The following is a 19,295-nucleotide window of genomic DNA, read 5'->3' on the forward strand; positions in this document are numbered from 1 at the left end:
AAGTTAAACCTCGAGCCTTCTTTTTTCATTGGTAAACTACCAAATACGAATACGTTGCTCCGGCGCCAAATACAGTGCGTTATTTTTATCAACACCAAATGTTTGGTACCAGTCATCAATATTGCGTACCACGCCATTAGCACGGAATTGGTTAGGGCTATGAGGGTCTGTCATAATCTTATTCCGCTCAGATTCTTTATTTGACAGTTCTTGCCAAGTACGAGCCCAAGCAATGAAGAAACGTTGTAACCCAGTTGTTCCGTCAATAATTGGGGGCTCACCATTTGGATAATTTTCTTTGGCAAATTGTTTATAAGCACTCAAGGCGATATTTAACCCACCGAGATCACCAATGTTTTCACCTAATGTAAGCTCACCATTCACATTTAAACTATCAACAGCAAATGCGTTATACTGCTCGACAAGCTTGGCTGTTTTCTCTTTAAAGTGAGTTTTCGCACTCTCACTCCACCAGTTACGTAATTGCCCCGTACCATCGTATAAACTACCTTGGTCATCAAAGCCATGTCCCATTTCGTGGCCAATTACAGCGCCAATTGCACCATAGTTATAGGCTGGGTCAACATTAGGATCAAAGAAAGGTGCTTGTAAAATTGCCGCTGGGAACACAATTTCGTTTTGAACAGGGTTGAAATAAGCATTGACTGTTTGTGGCGTCATGCCCCATTCCCATTGACGGACAGGTTGGCCAATTTTGCCAATCATATCATCATATGACCAGGCTAAAACTTGTTTATAATTCTCTAATAATGAGTCAGGCTTGAGGTTAATTGTGCTGAAGTCATTCCATTGATCTGGATATCCCACTTTAACAGTGAATTGCTCTAATTTTTTAAGGGCTTCTTGGCGAGTTGGCTCATCCATCCAGTCATTGATTTTTAGGCGTGAATTAAATGTGCCTCTCACATAACTGACCAAGTCTTTAATTTTTTCTTTAGCTTGCGGGTCGAAGTATTGTTCGACATAAATTTGCCCTAATGGCTCACCTTGGAGTGAATTAACTGTCTGCAATGCACGTTCTTGGCGAGTGCGTTGCTTTTCAATTCCATTGAGTTTTTTCGAATAAAAATCAAATTGAGCATCCGCGATAGTTTGGTTTAAATAACGTGCGTGTTCACTAATATATTGGAAGGTTAGGTAATCTTTTAGTGTCGAAACCGGGGTATCAGCAAAAATTTTTGCGGTTTGTTCCACTGCGCTATCTGTTTCAACGATGATTTTCTCAAGTTGTTTATCTGTTAGTTTACGACTGGTAATAAAACTAGTCCAATCAAAACCTTGAGTATAATTTTTCATTTCAGCTAGGGACATTGCATGGTAATTTTTGATAGTGTCACGGCGTGCTTCTGGACTCCAATGCACCGTCGCAATCGCTTTTTCCAAATCAAAAATTTTCTGTGCTTTTGGTTGTACATCTTTTTCACCCGCCAGTTCTAGCATGGTAGCGATATAAGCGATATAACTTTTTCGAATATCTTCCATTTGTGGGGTGTTATCGAGGTAATAAGTACGGTTCGGTAGCCCTAAACCACCTTGACCGATATAAAGCACATAGGTATCAGGTGCTTTGGCATCTAAATCTACCCAATAAGAAATTAGTGACTTATAGTCGGGCTGAGTCATTAGTTGGCTAATATCATGATGGTTTTTAGCTTTTGCAATGGCATCTAAATCGGATTTTATTGGGCTAATACCCGCTTGCTCGATAGCTTTTTCATTCAGGTAGCTGAGATATAAATTTCGAATATTTCGTTGGTTATGCGTGAGCTTGTTTGCAGGGATCTGTTGTAGTTGGTCAATAATCGATTGAATGTGTTTCTCTGTGTTTAAGTATAACTCAACAAAAGAGTTAATACGTGGCATACCAGTGGGGATTTGCGCTTTATTTATCCAATCTTCATTAACATAACGGTAAAAATCATTTCCGGGTTCAATTGTATCAGACAAAATAATTTTTTGTTGTCCATAAGTAACTTCTTTCGCCAATAGCATAGGGGCAAATGAAATCGTCGACATACCAATAATTAAAGCCAAAACATTTAAACGCATGTAACCACCTCTCTTCGTTGAGAATTATGATATTCACTCTAATACGTTAAATTTTACAGTGATGATCCTGCAAGATTCATTTTACTTATTGAACCACATAATGAAATAAAGTTAATCCGTCTTTGCACTATCTTACGGCCTTTCATCAGTGTAGTGGCATTTTGATGAAATTTTATCATCATACTGTTTATTCTTCTGTGAATGATGTTATATTGGTTATATCAAGTAATCCCATTATAACTTTTGGTTATATTTAATATTCTTTAGCTATACCAAAAGCACTTTATTCATGTATGAGGTAGACTGAAATATGAAATTGCAGCAATTACGTTATATTGTTGAAGTGGTTAATCATGACTTGAATGTCTCCTCAACCGCTGAGGGGCTTTTTACGTCACAGCCCGGAATCAGTAAACAAGTGCGGATGCTTGAAGATGAGCTTGGGATCCAGATTTTTGCGCGTAGTGGTAAACACTTAACGCATGTTACCCCCGCAGGGGAAGAGGTCGTGCGGATCTCCCGAGAAGTGCTATCAAAAATAGAAGCAATTCGTTCGGTTGCTGGGGAGCACACCTATCCAGATAGGGGAAGCTTGAGTATTGCGACGACACATACACAAGCTCGTTATGCTTTACCTCCAACAATCAAAGGCTTTATTGAGCGCTACCCACATGTTTCATTGCATATGCAGCAAGGGTCACCAACACAAATAGCTGAAGAAGTTTGCAAAGGTAATAGTGACTTTGCGATAGCAACAGAAGCACTACACCTGTATAACGATTTGATTATGTTGCCATGCTACCATTGGAACCGCTGTGTCGTTGTGCAGAAAGACCATCCGCTCGCGACGAAAAAAAATGTCACTATTGAAGATATCGCGGAATATCAAATTGTAACTTATACCCATGGGTTTACTGGTCGTTCAGAATTAGATGTGGCATTTCAGAAGATTGGCCTTGAGCCCAAAATTATTTTTACCGCAACCGATGCAGACGTGATCAAAACCTACGTCAGATTAGGGTTAGGGATCGGTATCATCGCGAGTATGGCAGTTGACCCAGTGAGTGATAGCGATTTAGTTGTAATTGATATGCGTGATAAGTTCAGCTATAGCACAACTAAGATTGGTTTTAAGCGCACCAGTTTCTTACGTAGCTATATGTACGATTTTATGTGGCGCTTCGCACCGCATCTAACTCGTGATGTAGTCGATAAAGCGGTAGCTATTCGTAATAATGAAGAAATTGAAGAATTTTTTAAAGATATGAAATTGCCTATCATTTAATTTCTTTATATTTCTGTACTACCCAATAAAAACCCTAGTGACTGTATTTCTAGGGTTTTTATTATCAATACTTCGCCGGTGTACCAAGCTATTTTCTGACTTATTTCCCTTCTTATCTTAAATTTCCTATTATTAATAAAGAAACATTCAATATTTGGCACAAAATCTATAAATCAAATTTCTAGAGCAACTATGATTACAATTGGTTAACAAAAAATAATGGCGGTAAATACACATATTGCCATAGCCATAAAAACCAAGGAGGAGTTATGTCGTTGAGTCTAAAAACAACGAGTGCCTCGACACTCAATGTTGGAAACAAGCAGTATAATTACTTCAGTTTAGCGCTAGCTGAAAAAAAGCTCGGTGAGGGGACGAAGTTACCTAAATCATTAAAAGTCTTACTTGAAAACCTATTACGCCATATTGATGGAAGCTCAGTTGTTGAACAAGATTTACAAGCCATTATTGACTGGCAAAAAAATGCACATGCAGATAGGGAAATTGCGTATCGTCCCGCGCGTGTGCTTATGCAAGATTTTACTGGAGTTCCTGCTGTTGTTGACCTGGCCGCGATGCGTGAAGCGGTTAAATCATTGGGGGGCAATGTTGAGCAAGTGAATCCGTTATCACCTGTAGATTTAGTCATTGACCACTCGGTGATGGTGGATGAGTTTGCCAGCCAATCTGCCTTTGGGGATAACGTTGAAATTGAAATGGCGCGTAACCATGAACGTTATTTATTTCTACGTTGGGGGCAAAAAGCATTTAACCGTTTTCAAGTGGTACCGCCTGGTACGGGTATCTGCCATCAAGTCAATTTAGAATACCTTGGTAAGGCGGTATGGTATGAAGAAATTGACGGTAAATTATATGCTTATCCAGATACTTTAGTGGGTACTGACTCTCATACGACAATGATCAATGGGTTAGGCGTATTAGGTTGGGGGGTTGGTGGTATTGAAGCGGAAGCTGCGATGTTAGGCCAACCGGTATCAATGCTAATCCCTGACGTTGTTGGTTTTAAATTAACGGGTAAATTATCTGAAGGGATCACGGCAACTGACCTTGTGTTGACAGTGACACAAATGCTACGTCAACATGGTGTAGTGGGTAAGTTTGTTGAGTTCTATGGTGACGGCTTGGCCGATTTACCATTAGCAGACCGAGCAACAATTGCGAATATGTCCCCTGAATATGGTGCAACGTGTGGCTTTTTCCCTGTTGATGAAGTAACACTGTCTTATATGCGTTTAACTGGGCGCAGTGATGATGAAATTGCGCTGGTGGAAGCTTATAGTAAAGAGCAGGGTTTATGGCGTTATGCGGGCGATGAACCGATTTTTACCAGTACACTTGAGCTAGACATGTCGACAGTTGAATCCAGTTTAGCCGGGCCTAAACGTCCACAAGACAGAGTTGAACTTAGCCAAGTACCAAAAGCATTTCGTGGCGCAGTAGAGTTAGAAGTCAATAAAAAGATCCAATCGAGCTATCCTTCTGTTAAATATCAAAATAAAACCTTTGAATTAACCGATGGCGCGGTCGTTATTGCGGCAATTACCTCTTGTACAAACACGTCGAACCCAAGTGTATTAATGGCGGCGGGGCTATTAGCGAAAAAAGCCGTTGAAAAAGGGTTAGTTCGCCAACCGTGGGTTAAATCATCATTAGCACCGGGTTCTAAAGTGGTTACTGATTATCTTGCCGTTGCGGGTTTAACACCGTATTTAGATAAGCTTGGGTTTAACCTTGTCGGGTATGGATGCACAACCTGTATTGGTAACTCAGGGCCATTACCAGAACCAATAGAAGAAGCGATTAAACAAACGGATCTTACCGTTGGTGCCGTGCTGTCAGGTAACCGTAACTTTGAAGGGCGAATTCACCCACTGGTGAAAACTAACTGGTTAGCCTCTCCGCCGCTTGTTGTTGCCTATGCACTGGCGGGTAATATGAATATCAACTTGAAAACCGATCCTATCGGGGTTGATAAATCAGGTAATGATGTCTATTTGAAAGATATTTGGCCATCAAGTGCTGAAATTGCGCAAGCTGTACAGCAAGTTAAAACAGATATGTTCCGTAAGGAATATAACGCGGTCTTTGAAGGTGATGACGCTTGGAGAGCATTAAAAGTTGAAAGTTCTTCAACCTATCACTGGCAAGTAGACTCGACCTATATCCGCCATCCACCTTTCTTTGAAGGAATGCAATCTCAACCAGACCCTGTTAAAGATATTCATGGCGCAAATATTTTGGCGATCCTCGGTGACTCTGTTACTACTGACCATATTTCTCCAGCGGGAAATATCAAAAAAGAGAGTCCAGCAGGGCGGTATCTGCAAGAACACGGTGTTGCTGTCGCAGATTTCAACTCTTATGGTTCGCGTCGTGGTAACCATGAAGTGATGATGCGAGGGACATTTGCAAATATTCGTATTCGTAATGAAATGGTGCCAGGTGTAGAGGGTGGTTATACCTTACATATACCGACAGGCAAACAAATGGCGATTTATGATGCAGCGATGCTGTATCAACAAGAAAATCGTCCATTGGCCATCATTGCAGGTAAAGAATATGGTTCAGGTTCTAGCCGAGATTGGGCCGCCAAAGGCACGAATTTATTAGGTGTGAGAGTCGTCATTACTGAGTCATATGAGCGTATTCACCGTTCCAATTTGATTGGTATGGGGGTTATACCTTTAGAGTTTAAAGATGGGGTATCCCGTAAAACACTCGGTTTAAAAGGTGATGAACGCATTGATGTCACCGGGCTACAGTCAATTACCCCTGGGCAGGATATCAAAGTGAAAATTACGTATGGCAATGGTGATATAAAGGAAATCATAACCCGTTGTCGTATTGATACTGCAACGGAGATGGATTATTACCGTCATGGTGGTATTTTACATTATGTTATAAGACAGATGCTGCATTAATCATTCAATTGTGTTACTGAAACGCCTGTAAGATTGTTATCCTACGGGCGTTTTTATTTTTTAATATTTAATCTTATTTATCAATTTTGTTTTTTCTCAATATTTTTGATGGCAATCTACGTTATGGTGTTAAATAGACGGTAGATTAAAGGAGAAAATAGTCGCTACTAGGCTAAATGAAAATAGGGTGAAGTTCGCCATAAATAAGTTTCTTTGTGCAAATTAATTGAATGTAATGGCTTTAGCACAGGTCACCATGTGACTGAGCTTATCGAAAACACTATAAAGGAAATGAGTATGGCAGATATCAATGAAACCGATTTCTATAAAGGGGCATTGTGGGCAGCAGATATCTTATTAACCACATCCCATTTTGATGGTGCGAACGAAGAGGTTCGTGACATTTTGGAGCACATACCTAACTTATATTCTATTGTGATGAGAACACCTGAAACGGAAGTCCATGATTTGCGTTTATATGCAGACAAAGAATTTCCACTCGGCTTAAATGCAGATTACACCACCATTACCATTGCACCATTACAAGACTATTTTGATATTTTGCCTATGCCCGATCAAAACCCTGAGAGTATTACGGTTGAAGTTGATTACTGGGGAGTGGTTGCAACAACATCTGCGGGTAAACAAGATTTATTAATTGCCGGTTTAGCAACGGCAGAGCAAGCACAGCATTATGTGAAAACATTAACCCAACAACTTGAATTGCAAAGAGCAAAATAGCCAAATGGCTATAAAATAGGCGCTTTAAGTACTATTATTCAACAGAAATGACAAAAAACCGCACTACTGTGTTTATGTACAGTAATGCGGTTTTCTTTAACGGAATGAGATTATAACGCGTTGGCTTCGGCTAACTGTAAAGCGAAATAAGTGAAAATAAGATCAGCGCCTGCGCGTTTAATTGACCCTAGTGTTTCAAGAGCCACACGCGTTTCATCAATTGCACCCGCTTGAGCTGCAAATTTAATTTGTGCGTATTCTCCACTGACTTGATAAGCACCGATAGGTAATTGAGTGTGTTCGCGTAAATCACGAATAATATCTAAATACGCTCCGGCAGGTTTTATCATTAGCGCGTCAGCACCTTCGCGTTCATCAATTAGTGATTCATGGAGTGCTTCACGGCGGTTCATTGGGTTCATCTGATAGGTTTTTCTATCGCCTTTAAGGCATGAACCCGCTGCATCTCGGAATGGGCCATACAGTGCGGATGCAAATTTTGTGGAGTAAGACATAATTGCAGTGTCTGTAAAGCCAGCTTCATCAAGAGCATGACGGATTGCAGCAACCTGGCCATCCATTGCGGCAGAAGGGGCAATGAAATCAGCGCCTGCACCTGCGGCGGCAACCGCTTGTAAACCTAGGTTATGGATAGTTGCATCGTTGTCAACGACATGACCGTGCATAACGCCACAGTGACCATGAGAGGTGTATTCACAGAAACAGGTGTCAGACATCACTATCATTTCAGGAACGGTTTCTTTGCAGATACGTGACATGCGTGCCACTAAACCATTTTCTTGCCATGCATCACTACCATTATCATCAAGATGATGGGAAACCCCAAAGGTCATCACTGATTTTATTCCTGCATTTGCGATACGCTCAATTTCATAGGCAAGGCGTTTTTCAGGAATACGCATAACACCCGGCATGCTATTGATTGGCATATAGTCGTCGAGTTCTTCTTCAACAAAAATTGGCAAGCAAAGGTCATTAACGGAAAGATGGGTTTCTTGGAATAAAGTGCGGAGTTTTTCGGTCTTACGCAATCTTCTCATGCGTTGAATTGAATGCAGGTTGTTCACAGTATCTCCTGGTAGTATGCGGAATAAACCTCAAGAGCTCAGTTTATTCGTCAGGGTAATCAGATGGCTAACAGTATAAACCTTATAGAAAGAAAGTGAATATAGCAGCGGGTAAATGGCACACTTTGAATGATGATAATCAGACTGGGAAAAAGAAAGGGAAGAGCAGAACGCTCTTCCTTTGGTGAGATCACTGATGCTTAAATAGCATGTGTCCCATTTTTTCTGCTTTAACGTCAAGGTAATGTTCGTTACTTGGGTTACGGCCGACAATCAGTGGAACACGCTCTACCACGTTAATTCCAGCTTCACGCATGATGTCTATTTTTTTCGGGTTATTTGTCAATAAGCGGACTTCATTAATTCCCAATAATTTATACATATCAGAGCATAAGGTAAAATCACGTTCATCGGCTTTGAATCCGAGTTTGATGTTGGCTTCAACCGTATCAAGGCCTTGATCTTGCAATGCATAAGCACGGATTTTATTCAGCAAGCCTATGTTTCGGCCTTCTTGGCGATGATAAAGTAATACCCCTCGGCCTTCTTTACTAATCTGAGAGAGCGCGGCTTCTAATTGAAAACCACAATCGCAACGTAGACTAAATAACGCATCTCCTGTTAAACATTCGGAGTGGATCCGGCTAAGAACCGGTGTATCTCCTGAGATATCGCCAAAAATTAACGCTACATGATCACGACCGGTTGCGATTTCTTCAAAACCCACCATTAAAAACTCACCGAAAGGTGTTGGGAGTTTTGCTTCGGCAACGCGTTTTAGCTGCATATTTTCTTTCATTAGTTAAAGTAACTCTTGCTTAATTAATAACGTTTATCGATATAAAGTAGCTTAACTATAATACATCGACGCTATATGACGTTTAGCATATAGAGGTTGGTATTCTTTGCACACGACCAACGCTGTATTACTATAACAGAGTTAATAATAGGTGAATGGAATATTTGTATATTTAATAGAACTTTATTTGGAACACATTGAATGAAAAAAACTGTTTTGGTCGTTTGTGCTTTTGCATTGTTATTAATCATCCCACCCATAGTGATGATAGTTACAGGGTGGCATTGGTCACCAGAAACCCAGTTTAACTCAATGAAATGGCTTCTTTGGCTGACAGACACTGCGGGAGCGCCTTATAGTATTTTAACGTCTTTGTTATTTCTTGGAGCCGTTGTATTCATTTTCCGTTCAGAAAAGAAACAGCGATTGAAAATTTTGTTTGTTCTGGTCAGCGTGGTATTACTACAACAAGGTTTGAAGAGCGCATTAAAAAGCACATTTAAAGAACCGCGTCCTTATGTGGAATGGTTGGCAACTCAATATCAAATTCCTTCATCAGAGTTTTATGAGTTAAAACGCAGTGAACGAGCGAAATTAATTAAAAATACGGTTAAACAAGATGAAAATATAGCTAAGTGGCAGCGTAAACATTGGCAAGCAGAAACGGGGTATTCTTTTCCTTCGGGCCATATGTTATTTGCGGCAGGCTGGGCATTGTTTTTAATTGTGCTTTTTTGGCAACAACGTTTATATGTTTTATCGATTGGGCTTGCTATTTGGGCAGAGGGTATTGCGTTTAGTCGGATGTTGTTGGGAATGCATTGGCCTATAGATATAATAACCTCAGTGATCATCAGTGCTTGTTTTACCCTATTTGGTTATTATATTTTACGGGTATGGGGACTATTCAGTAAAGCCGATTAATCTTTCATCAAGTTAACCATTATTAAGGGAGATCTAACTTAAATCTCTCATTGTATAAAATAAATTGCTTTGTCTGAATGCGCTGGAAATGCTACCTTAACAGGTAGATATTATTGGATGAATAGAACTGATAACGGGAATAAATGTGAAATATTTTCTGATTTTATTACTAGCGGTCGCTTTTTTTATTGTTTCGATTACGCTAGGTTCAAGCAATGATCAGGTTATTACATTTAACTACCTGATTGCAAAAGGGGATTTTTCATTATCGACCCTTCTTGCATCACTTTTTGGTGTCGGTTTTGTGCTAGGTTGGCTAGTCTGTGCCGTGTTTTATTTACGAGTCATCGTTAGCCTGAAAAATGCACGTCGTAAAATTAGACGTTTAGAATCACAATTAGGTGCTGGAGAAAGTAATATTTCCGACTCAACCTCATTAGTGACGACTCAGAACAAGGAATAATCCTGTATGTTCGAGTTGCTGTTTCTGCTGCTACCGGTTGCTGCTGCTTACGGTTGGTACATGGGGCGCAGAAGTGCTCAACAAGATAAGCAACAACATGCGAATCGCTTGTCACGTGATTATGTAACAGGCGTTAACTTCCTATTATCTAATCAACAAGATAAAGCTGTCGACCTATTCCTCGACATGCTGAAAAATGAAGACAGCTCCGCTTTTGAGGCTCATCTCACGCTGGGAAATTTATTTCGCTCTCGCGGGGAAGTTGAACGTGCTATTCGTATTCACCAATCGCTGGTGGAAAGTGCCGCATTATCATTTGAACAACGCTTATTAGCTACCCAACAACTTGGCCGAGATTACATGGCTGCGGGGGTTTATGACCGTGCAGAAAACATGTTTCAGCAATTGACGGATGAAGTCGATTTCAAACAAAGTGCCTTACAATCCCTCTTAAATATTTATCAACTCACCAGTGACTGGACAAAAGCCATTGAAATAGCAGGAAAACTGGTTAAATTAGGGCACCCCGAGTTACGTGAGCAAATTGCGCATTTTTATTGTGAATTAGCGACCCAACAACTCGCTAGCGATGATCTTGAAGATGCACTGACATTATTAAATAAAGCAGAGCAAGCCGACAACCACTGCGCTCGTGTTTCAATTATGAAAGGTCGGTTGTTTATCGAACAAGGTAATTACGACAAAGCGATTTATGTCTTAAAACAAGTCTATCAACAAGATAGAGAACTCGTCGCTGAAACATTACCTTTACTGTTTGATTGCTACCAACATACTGGCCAAGCAGATGAGTGGGAAGATTACCTTCGTCAGTGTGTTGCAGGTAATTCAGGGGCTATCGCAGAACTTTATTTAGCCGATATTATTGTCGAAAAACAAAATCATGAAGCGGCTGCGAATTACATTAACGACCAAATTCAACGTCATCCTACCATGCGTTTATTTTATCGTTTAATGGATTACCATCTTGAAGAAGCGGAAGATGGAAGGGCAAAAGAAAGTTTGATTTTGCTGCGTAAAATGGTAGGGGAACAAATTCGTACAAAACCCGATTACCGCTGTCATAAATGTGGGTTTACATCGCGTGCATTATATTGGCATTGTCCATCTTGTCGCTCTTGGGACACCATTAAACCTATTCGCGGGCTAGATGGTCAGTGACAGCGTCACTTTTTAAATAATAACGACTCTTTAAAGGCTAAGAAATGATTTCCTCAACTGAGAACCACACACATTCACCAATTATTGTGGCACTTGATTATGAAGATGCTAATGAAGCTTTGGCTTTTGTGGATCGCATTGACCCACGTGATTGTCGCTTAAAAGTTGGCAAAGAAATGTTTACTTTTAATGGTCCTCAATTTGTTAAGTCACTCCATGAACGTGGTTTTGATATTTTCTTAGATTTGAAATTTCATGATATTCCAAATACTGTCGCTCGTGCGGTTGCGGCTGCAGCTGAAATGGGGGTATGGATGGTTAATGTTCATGCTGGTGGTGGGGCTCGCATGATGGATGCTGCTCGCCAATCTCTTGAGCCTTATGGCAAAGAAGCGCCATTACTCACTGCGGTAACAGTATTAACGAGTATGGATGAATCTGACCTCATGGGTGTTGGAATTAACGCTTCACCAGCAGCTCATGCAGAGCGTTTGGCCTTATTAACGAAGCAATGTGGGTTGGACGGTGTAGTTTGCTCTGCTCATGAAGCTCAACGTTTAAAACAGTTATGTGGTGCTGATTTCAAATTGGTTACCCCAGGTATTCGCCCTACAGGAAGTGATGTCGGGGACCAACGTCGCATTATGACACCACAAGATGCAGTGAAAGCAGGTGTCGATTATATGGTGATTGGGCGTCCGATTACACGTAGTGAAAACCCAACTGTCACATTACAACAAATCAATCAATCTATTGAAGGTTTGCTATGAGTGATTCAAATAGTCGTCTTGTTTACAGTACAGAGACAGGACGTATTGCTGACGAGAAACCCAAAGTTGAAAGGCCTAAAGGCGATGGTATTGTGCGAATTCGCCGTGAGACATCAGGACGTAAAGGGAAAGGGGTTTGTGTTGTTACAGGTCTTGACCTTGAAGATAGCGAATTAGCAAAACTAGCGGCTGACCTTAAAAAGAAATGTGGCTGTGGCGGGGCTGTCAAAGACGGTAATGTTGAAATTCAAGGCGATAAACGCGATGTTATCAAACAGTACCTTGAGGCGAAAGGTTTTCAAGTCAAGTTAGCTGGTGGCTGATTGACTCGACAATTTTGCTATTTTTCATGAGTGGCGACTGAGAGAGCCACTCATTTTATAACGAAGAAGTGGTTAAATTGCTGCTAACTCGGCAAATAAAGCAGGATTACGCTTAATGGCGATGAGTATTTTAGCCGCTAATCCTGTTGGGTTACGTCGTTTAAGCTCCCAACTTTTAATGGTGTCGATACTCGTTCCTAGCGCATGAGCTAATTCGCTTTGGGAAACATTAAGTTGTTCTCGAATTGCTTTGACGTCAGTAATTTCGTAACGAGTGACATTAGCGGCTTTTTGGTGACCGTGTTTAGTGTCAACAGCTTCTTCTAAAGAGGCTTTTAATTCGTTGAATATACTCATTTTATAACTCATTTTTTAGTAATTTCGTTAGTTTCTTTAATTCTGCTTTTTCTAAGTCATTTAGCGTATCTTTGACATTCTTTGGGTAAGTCATTATAAAATAAATGATTTCTGGTGTGGCTAGGAAGTAAATAACCCGTACACTTGCACTTTTTCCTTTATTACCCGTTGCCATCCTAATTTTGCGAAGGCCACCTGTTCCTTGAATAATATCGCCTTTATCTGGGCATGCGATAAGTTCATTTTGTAGTGTTCTAAGTTCTTCTTGTGTTGCTATCGATTGGATTTGTTTAGTAAAAAACTTGCTTCAATAAATTCAATTGGTGACTCACAGAGTTCCCTCCCTTTGTATTAATTACAAGTGTACCTTGTACACTTTTTCCGCCAATAGTTTAATAGATTATCGGATATGAAAAATAAAATAGCGCTCATGATGAACGCTATTTTAGATTAAGGAGAGAAAATAAAGGATGTAATGAGATTTATTTGCCGACTTGGTGACCGATAATTCCGCCAATAGCAGCACCGCCAACGGTTCCTACAGAGCTTCCGCCTGTCAATACGGCACCGCCAACAGCACCGACACCAGCACCAATCGCTGTGTTTTTATCGCGTTTAGACATATTTGAACAGGCACTGACACTGATAGCGACTGTGGCTATCACCATGAATGATAAAATACGTTTGCTTACTGTGTTCATTTTAGTGATCCTTAGTACAGATTTAACAGTTAACAAAATATCATGATAGGTAATTATACGAATAAGAATAATCAGGAAAAGATCTGGAAAAGTGCTCGCTGTTTAACGTTTAATGCGAATATGATGTTAAAAAACAATTTATAGAAAAATAAAAGACCATAGATATCAAACTATGGTCTTTTAAGAATAGCAGAAAAGTTGTTATTCGGCTGGTCTAGCAACGATATTACGCGTTTCCATACGAACTTCATTAATGGTGACATTAATAATATCGTTAAGTTGGTAAGCTATTTCACCTTTAACAAGCACATTGCCTGTTTCTTGGCTACATTGAATCTCATCACGAACGCTATGAATAAAGGGGGCAGGGACAAATGCAACGGCACCATTGTCGACTAAGCGAACTCGCACTCCACCACGGGTAATATCGATAATTTCAGCTGGGAATTTAGTATCTGTACCCTCAAAAGGCTTTAAGTAACGCGAATAGAGCCAATCACCAACATCACGTTCAGCCATACGATTTGCACGACGACGTTCAGCTAATTTGATTGATAATTCTTCGGAGGGTTTATCCGTAGAAGGTTTGCCGGCAATAATAGACTTTATTAAGCGATGATTGACGATATCGGTATATTTACGAATTGGTGAAGTCCAAGTCGCATAAGCATCAAACCCTAAACCAAAATGTGGACCGGGCTCAGCTTTGACTTCCGCAAAAGTTTGGTAACGACGAATTCGGCTATCAAGGAATTGAGTCGGCTGTGAATCTAATTGACGGCGTAGTTGACGGAAACCTTCTAGTGATAACAACGATTCAGCCGTTGTTTCAATGCCGTTATCTTTTAGTGTTTGCACGACTTGGTCAATTTGCAGAGGTTCAAACCCCATATGCACATTAAACACCCCAAACCCTAATTTTTCTTTTAGCACCGCAGCAGCGCAGAGGTTAGACGTGATCATAGCTTCTTCAACAATGCGATTAGAGCTACGGCGACGTTCAGTTACGATGTCAACCACATTGCCTTTGTCATCTAATACAAAGCGGTAATCGGGGCGGTCTTTGAAGACGAGGGCATTGTTTTCACGCCATTGTAAACGTCTATCTGACATTTCTTTAAGCAGTAAAATTTGCTGTTTATCAGTATCATTTGCTGGCTGCCAACTGCCTGTATTTTCAAGCCAATCAGAGACTTCGTCATAAACTAATTTAGATTTTGATTCAACCCAAGCACTGAAAAACTCAATGTTATCGTCAATACGACCATCTTCTTTGATTAGCGCAATGCAAACTAAAGCAGGGCGGCGTTCATTTGGGCGTAAAGAGCACAGGTCGTCAGATAATTTGCGCGGTAACATTGGAATATTGAAACCAGGCAAATAGTTGGTATAGCCACGGGCTAATGCCAGTTTATCCAGTTCGCTGCCTTCGGGTATATAACTTGTTGGGTCAGCGATAGCGATATACAGCTTTAAGTCGCCATTATCGGTTCTTTCAACATAGAGCGCGTCATCAATGTCTTCAGTACTAGCATTGTCTATCGTCGTAAAATGCAAGTGAGTTAAATCAACGCGTTCTATTCCTTGATCGTCACGTTCACTATCAACCATTTTAGGTTCATCACGGTCTAATTGGTGACGGCGTAACGTTACCCACCAAGGGGCAAAATGGTCATCACCATCGGTGATAAATTCAGTTATTTCAGCATAAAAGGTTTTATCGCCCTTTAATGGGTGGCGACGCATTTGTGCAACAACCCAATCATCTTGTTTGAATTCGTGATTGATGCCATTAACAGGACGGCAAGAAATCATATCTTTCAGTAATGGGTGATCGGGAATGACAAATAAGCGGTTATCATTGTCTTTTTTTTGTATTTTCCCAACAAACCTATCTAAAAAAGGTTCTACCAGTTCTTCTGGCTCTGCAAATTCACGGTCTTTATCTGTACGAACTGCAGCAATAACCCGATCGCCATGCATGACTTTTTTCATTTGAGGCGGTGGAATGAAATAGCTTTTTTGGCCATCAACTTCGAGGAAGCCAAAACCTTTTTCTGTGCTTTTTACCAGCCCTTCGACACGTGGAGTCTGGGCATGTAGTTTTTGTTTAAGTTGTGCGAGCAGTGGGTTGTCTTGGAACATACTTACCGTTTTATTGATATTGGGTTTGGCTCTATTGTTACGTAAGACAAAGTCTTAGAGCAAGGAAAAAATGCGTTACTGACTAGATTCATCATTAAAAATACCGTTTATTGGTAATGTATAAAAATAGCATTTTGATCAATCTTCTGGGTATATTTTATCTTTAAATTCGCATAAATCTTCGATAATACATGAGCCACAGCGGGGTTTGCGGGCAATACAAGTATAACGTCCATGCAAAATAAACCAATGGTGGCAATCTACTTTAAACTCTGCGGGGACAACTTTAAGAAGTTTTTCTTCTACTTCAATAACATTTTTACCCGGAGCAAAGTTAGTACGATTGCAGACACGAAAAATATGCGTGTCAACAGCGATAGTCGGCCAGCCAAAGGCGGTATTAAGAACCACATTTGCAGTTTTACGGCCAACACCGGGTAAGGCTTCTAAAGCCTCTCGGTTTTCAGGAACCTGACTGTTGTGTTTTTCGATTAAAATTTTGCAGGTTTTATAGACACTTTCAGCTTTGGTATTAAATAAGCCAATGGTTTTAATGTACTCTTTTATCCCATCCACACCCAGTGCCATAATAGCTTCAGGTGTATTAGCAACAGGATAGAGCTTTGCTGTCGCTTTATTGACACTCACATCAGTCGCTTGAGCTGACAATAAAACGGCGATTAATAGCTCAAAAGGGGAATTAAATTCTAACTCCGTTGTAGGGTGCGGGTTGTTATCCCGTAGACGAGTTAGAATTTCAATGCGTTTTGATTTATTCATTGCTCACAAAATATCGTTGTTAAGAAATATGGCTACCGCAACCTTGCTGTTTTTCATATTCACGCTCGGGTTGAATACTGGATTGTCGTGCGGCTCTTTTTTTCATTTTTTCATCAATTAAGTACTTCGCTGCTAATAGTAACGCGAGCCCAATGAAGGCACCAGGCGGTAGCATAGCGAGTAAAAATGGCGAATCAAGATGTAATACTTCAATACGAAGGGAGGTGGCCCAAGAACCAAGTAGCAAGTCAGCTCCATCAAACAAGGTACCATTCCCTAAAATTTCACGAATTGACCCTAGAACAAGCAAGGTCGCCGTTGCGCCTAAGCCCATGGCAAACCCATCTAGAGCAGATAACCCAACAGGATTACGAGATGCATAGGCTTCTGCTCGTCCAATAACAATACAGTTGGTGACGATTAACGGAATAAAGATCCCAAGAGATTCATATAAACCAAAAGCATATGCGTTGATTAGCATTTGTACGGCACTAACAACAGAGGCAATAATCATCACATAGATAGGGATACGAATTTCAGATGGTACCCAACGACGTAAAGCAGAAACAGCAACATTAGTACAAACTAAGACTAATGTTGTCGCTAAGCCTAGCCCTAATGCGTTTGTTGCTGTTGATGAAACAGCAAGAAGCGGACAAAGCCCTAATAGTTGAACCAATGCAGAGTTGTTTTTCCACAAACCTTGCATTAATAAGTCTTTAGATGTATCGCTCATTATTCATCCCCACAGCGTGGATAATTCGATAATTGTTGTGGAATTTGTTGCATAAATACAGCAGTACGTTTAGTCGCATTGACGACTGCTCTGGGCGTAATTGTTGCTCCAGTAAACTGATCAAATTCACCACCGTCTTTTTTAACTGCCCATTTAGGGTCATTGTCAGAGGCTATTTTCTTACCGCTAAAATAAGTAATCCAATCAGATATTCGTGTCTCAATCTTGTCACCAAGCCCGGGTGTTTCATGATGTTCTGTAACACGAGCTCCCAGTACAGTGCCGTTAAAATCGGCTCCAACTAATAAATGTATCGCGCCAGAGTAGCCGTCTAATGCCGTTGTTTCTAATGCTGCAGCAACGGGTTCACCATTTTTACGGGCTAGATACAAGCGCCTAGGTTGTTTGTTACCAAGTATGGCTTCATTAGTGACTAAATAACACTCTTTTGCGAGGTCGTTGTCATATAAATCACTTGGTATAACTTGGTCGAGTAGTTTTTTCTGAACAATAGCGGCTTGTTCAGCAATAGTCTCTTTAGTTAACGTGTACACTGCAGCACTAAGCGCGGTCGTGCCTGCCGCAAAGATTGCTAACGTTACACCATGGCGTCTCATCGTGTTTAACATACGGTTATCCTTACTTATGTCCATGGCCGTACGCACGAGGCTGCGTATAGTAATCAATTAATGGAACGGTAATATTGGCGAGTAACACGGCAAATGCGACAGCGTCAGGGTAACCACCGTATACACGAATCACCCAAACAAGGAAACCAATGATCACACCAAAAATAATTCGTCCTTTAGGTGTTGTCGATGCAGTTACAGGGTCAGTAGCAATAAAAAATGCCCCTAGCATTGTGGCGCCAGACAATAGATGAACCCATGGTGATGCATGCTGGCTATCATTAATTAAGTGGCTAACAATAGCCAAGATTGCCAATGTACCTAAGAACGACACAGGGATATGCCAGCTAATAATACGGCGCTGTAATAAGAACAACCCACCAATTAAATAGCCAATATTTACCCATTGCCAACCAATCCCAGCTAAAGAACCTTGTAAAATAGGTTGTTGTAATACTTCAGAAATAGAATGAGTCAGTAGGCCCGTTTTAAAGCTATCAAGCGGGGTTGCTTGGCTCATACCATCAATTCCCGTTCGTAGCTGCTCGAGAGTAATACCTGTTGGAGTATGGCCACTAAGAATAATTGACAGGCTATCAAGGGCTGAAACCGACATAATTTGTAATTCATGCGGGGGTAGCCAGTTTGTCATATGAACAGGGAATGATATCAGCAAAACAACATAACCCACCATTGCGGGGTTAAAAGGGTTTTGGCCCAATCCACCGTAACATTGTTTAGCAATCGTAATAGCAAAAAATGTCCCTAATACGATTAACCACCAAGGTGAGAGCGGTGGCAGGCTGATGGCTAATAATAAAGCAGTTACAATGGCTGAATTATCTTTTAGTACAGGGACTACAGGTTGTTGGCGTAAACGAATAGAAACCGCTTCTGTGATAACGGCTGTTAGCATCGCTAAAATAATTTGATATAAGGTGCCAACGCCAAAGAAATAAATTTGAGCCGCAATACCGGGTATTGCAGCTAAAAGTACCCAAAGCATGACTAAACTGGTGCTTTGTTTATTATGAGTAAATGGCGCGCTAGCAATTTTTAAACGGCGATTTTTCGCATCAATTGGCCTGAATTTCATCTCGTTATCACTTACTCTGTAGTCGTTTGTTCATGTTGTTTTTGTGCTTGCTTAGCTTTTACTCGCGCGATCGCAGCGGCAACGGCAATTTTTCGAGGGTCGGTTTCCTCGTCAATGGGTTGTTCGGCAGCAGGAGTGAGCTCTTCTTGTGCGAGTTGTTCTGCTTGCGCGGCTTTTTTGGCTTTCGCTCTTGCAATAGCCGCAGCGACAGCCGCTTTACGTGGGTCAACTTCGGTATCTGCTACCGCATCAGCGACTGGCGAAGTA

Annotated in this window: 18 protein-coding genes and 2 pseudogenes; 8 read left to right on the forward strand and 12 right to left on the reverse strand. The window is 40.8% G+C overall.

The features are described 5' to 3' along the window. Window positions 1-36: 36 nt before the first annotated feature. Window positions 37-2,070, reverse strand: coding sequence for a M13 family metallopeptidase (locus tag PSF28_RS11980; protein WP_272685103.1), 2,034 nt, complete (start codon window positions 2,068-2,070; stop codon window positions 37-39). A gap of 310 nt (window positions 2,071-2,380) precedes the next feature. Here PSF28_RS11980 and cysB point away from each other — a divergent pair, with 310 nt between their 5' ends. The 3 genes from cysB (at window position 2,381) to PSF28_RS11995 (ending at window position 7,038) form a co-directional block, all read left to right on the forward strand. After that, window positions 2,381-3,355, forward strand: coding sequence for an HTH-type transcriptional regulator CysB (gene cysB / locus PSF28_RS11985; protein WP_004911040.1), 975 nt, complete (start codon window positions 2,381-2,383; stop codon window positions 3,353-3,355). Window positions 3,356-3,624: 269 nt separating this feature from the next. Next, complete coding sequence (gene acnA, locus PSF28_RS11990; RefSeq protein WP_210838664.1) at window positions 3,625-6,297, forward strand: aconitate hydratase AcnA; 2,673 nt, start codon at window positions 3,625-3,627, stop codon at window positions 6,295-6,297. A 297-nt stretch (window positions 6,298-6,594) separates the two neighbouring features. Next, window positions 6,595-7,038, forward strand: coding sequence for a hypothetical protein (locus tag PSF28_RS11995; RefSeq protein ID WP_272685104.1), 444 nt, complete (start codon window positions 6,595-6,597; stop codon window positions 7,036-7,038). A 110-nt stretch (window positions 7,039-7,148) separates the two neighbouring features. On the opposite strand, the gene hemB is transcribed toward PSF28_RS11995, so the two are convergent. Next, window positions 7,149-8,126, reverse strand: coding sequence for a porphobilinogen synthase (hemB, locus tag PSF28_RS12000; protein WP_210838660.1), 978 nt, complete (start codon window positions 8,124-8,126; stop codon window positions 7,149-7,151). 190 nt (window positions 8,127-8,316) lie between these two features. Then, complete coding sequence (gene ribA / locus PSF28_RS12005) at window positions 8,317-8,913, reverse strand: GTP cyclohydrolase II (protein WP_004911029.1); 597 nt, start codon at window positions 8,911-8,913, stop codon at window positions 8,317-8,319. A gap of 213 nt (window positions 8,914-9,126) precedes the next feature. On the opposite strand from ribA, the gene PSF28_RS12010 reads away from it, so the two are divergent. The 5 genes from PSF28_RS12010 to yciH all read left to right on the forward strand — a co-directional run bounded on the left by PSF28_RS12010 (window position 9,127) and on the right by yciH (window position 12,584). Next, window positions 9,127-9,849, forward strand: coding sequence for a phosphatase PAP2 family protein (locus tag PSF28_RS12010; RefSeq protein ID WP_210838658.1), 723 nt, complete (start codon window positions 9,127-9,129; stop codon window positions 9,847-9,849). A gap of 145 nt (window positions 9,850-9,994) precedes the next feature. Continuing rightward, the gene (locus PSF28_RS12015) at window positions 9,995-10,312 is read left to right on the forward strand and encodes a LapA family protein (RefSeq protein WP_004911022.1); all 318 of its coding nucleotides are present in this window, start codon (window positions 9,995-9,997) and stop codon (window positions 10,310-10,312) included. Between the two features lie 6 nt (window positions 10,313-10,318). After that, complete coding sequence (lapB, locus tag PSF28_RS12020; RefSeq protein ID WP_210838656.1) at window positions 10,319-11,491, forward strand: lipopolysaccharide assembly protein LapB; 1,173 nt, start codon at window positions 10,319-10,321, stop codon at window positions 11,489-11,491. 44 nt (window positions 11,492-11,535) lie between these two features. Continuing rightward, complete coding sequence (gene pyrF / locus PSF28_RS12025) at window positions 11,536-12,261, forward strand: orotidine-5'-phosphate decarboxylase (RefSeq protein WP_210838654.1); 726 nt, start codon at window positions 11,536-11,538, stop codon at window positions 12,259-12,261. Next, on the forward strand, window positions 12,258-12,584 hold the full coding sequence (gene yciH, locus PSF28_RS12030) for a stress response translation initiation inhibitor YciH (protein ID WP_210838652.1): 327 nt from the start codon (window positions 12,258-12,260) through the stop codon (window positions 12,582-12,584). The genes pyrF and yciH overlap by 4 nt, the downstream gene beginning before the upstream one ends. Window positions 12,585-12,656: 72 nt before the next feature. On the opposite strand, the gene nadS is transcribed toward yciH, so the two are convergent. From nadS to PSF28_RS12075, 9 genes and pseudogenes are all read right to left on the reverse strand, one after another. Continuing rightward, the gene (gene nadS, locus PSF28_RS12035) at window positions 12,657-12,941 is read right to left on the reverse strand and encodes a NadS family protein (protein ID WP_210838650.1); all 285 of its coding nucleotides are present in this window, start codon (window positions 12,939-12,941) and stop codon (window positions 12,657-12,659) included. 1 nt (window position 12,942) lies between these two features. Next, a pseudogene (locus PSF28_RS12040) lies at window positions 12,943-13,262 on the reverse strand (type II toxin-antitoxin system RelE/ParE family toxin). A gap of 161 nt (window positions 13,263-13,423) precedes the next feature. Next, a complete protein-coding gene (gene osmB, locus PSF28_RS12045) occupies window positions 13,424-13,642 on the reverse strand; it encodes an osmotically-inducible lipoprotein OsmB (protein ID WP_004911006.1) in 219 nt (72 codons plus the stop codon). Window positions 13,643-13,843: 201 nt separating this feature from the next. Continuing rightward, on the reverse strand, window positions 13,844-15,787 hold the full coding sequence (locus PSF28_RS12050; RefSeq protein WP_210837306.1) for an exoribonuclease II: 1,944 nt from the start codon (window positions 15,785-15,787) through the stop codon (window positions 13,844-13,846). 138 nt (window positions 15,788-15,925) lie between these two features. Then, entirely contained in the window at window positions 15,926-16,567 is a 642-nt protein-coding gene (nth, locus tag PSF28_RS12055) for an endonuclease III (RefSeq protein ID WP_210837307.1), read from the reverse strand. Window positions 16,568-16,586: 19 nt separating this feature from the next. After that, on the reverse strand, window positions 16,587-17,303 hold the full coding sequence (locus PSF28_RS12060) for an electron transport complex subunit E (RefSeq protein ID WP_004910994.1): 717 nt from the start codon (window positions 17,301-17,303) through the stop codon (window positions 16,587-16,589). Next, window positions 17,303-17,932 (reverse strand): electron transport complex subunit RsxG, encoded by a 630-nt coding sequence (gene rsxG / locus PSF28_RS12065; RefSeq protein WP_210837308.1) that lies wholly within the window; start codon window positions 17,930-17,932, stop codon window positions 17,303-17,305. The genes PSF28_RS12060 and rsxG overlap by 1 nt, the downstream gene beginning before the upstream one ends. Before the next feature lie 10 nt (window positions 17,933-17,942). Next, window positions 17,943-19,028, reverse strand: a complete 1,086-nt coding sequence (rsxD, locus tag PSF28_RS12070; protein ID WP_210837309.1) for an electron transport complex subunit RsxD — start codon at window positions 19,026-19,028, stop codon at window positions 17,943-17,945. A gap of 11 nt (window positions 19,029-19,039) precedes the next feature. After that, window positions 19,040-19,295, reverse strand: a pseudogene (locus tag PSF28_RS12075) (electron transport complex subunit RsxC); the annotation flags it as partial.

Origin of the sequence: Providencia sp. PROV130 (genome assembly GCF_028482225.1) — a bacterium.
Classification (GTDB): domain Bacteria; phylum Pseudomonadota; class Gammaproteobacteria; order Enterobacterales; family Enterobacteriaceae; genus Providencia; species Providencia rettgeri.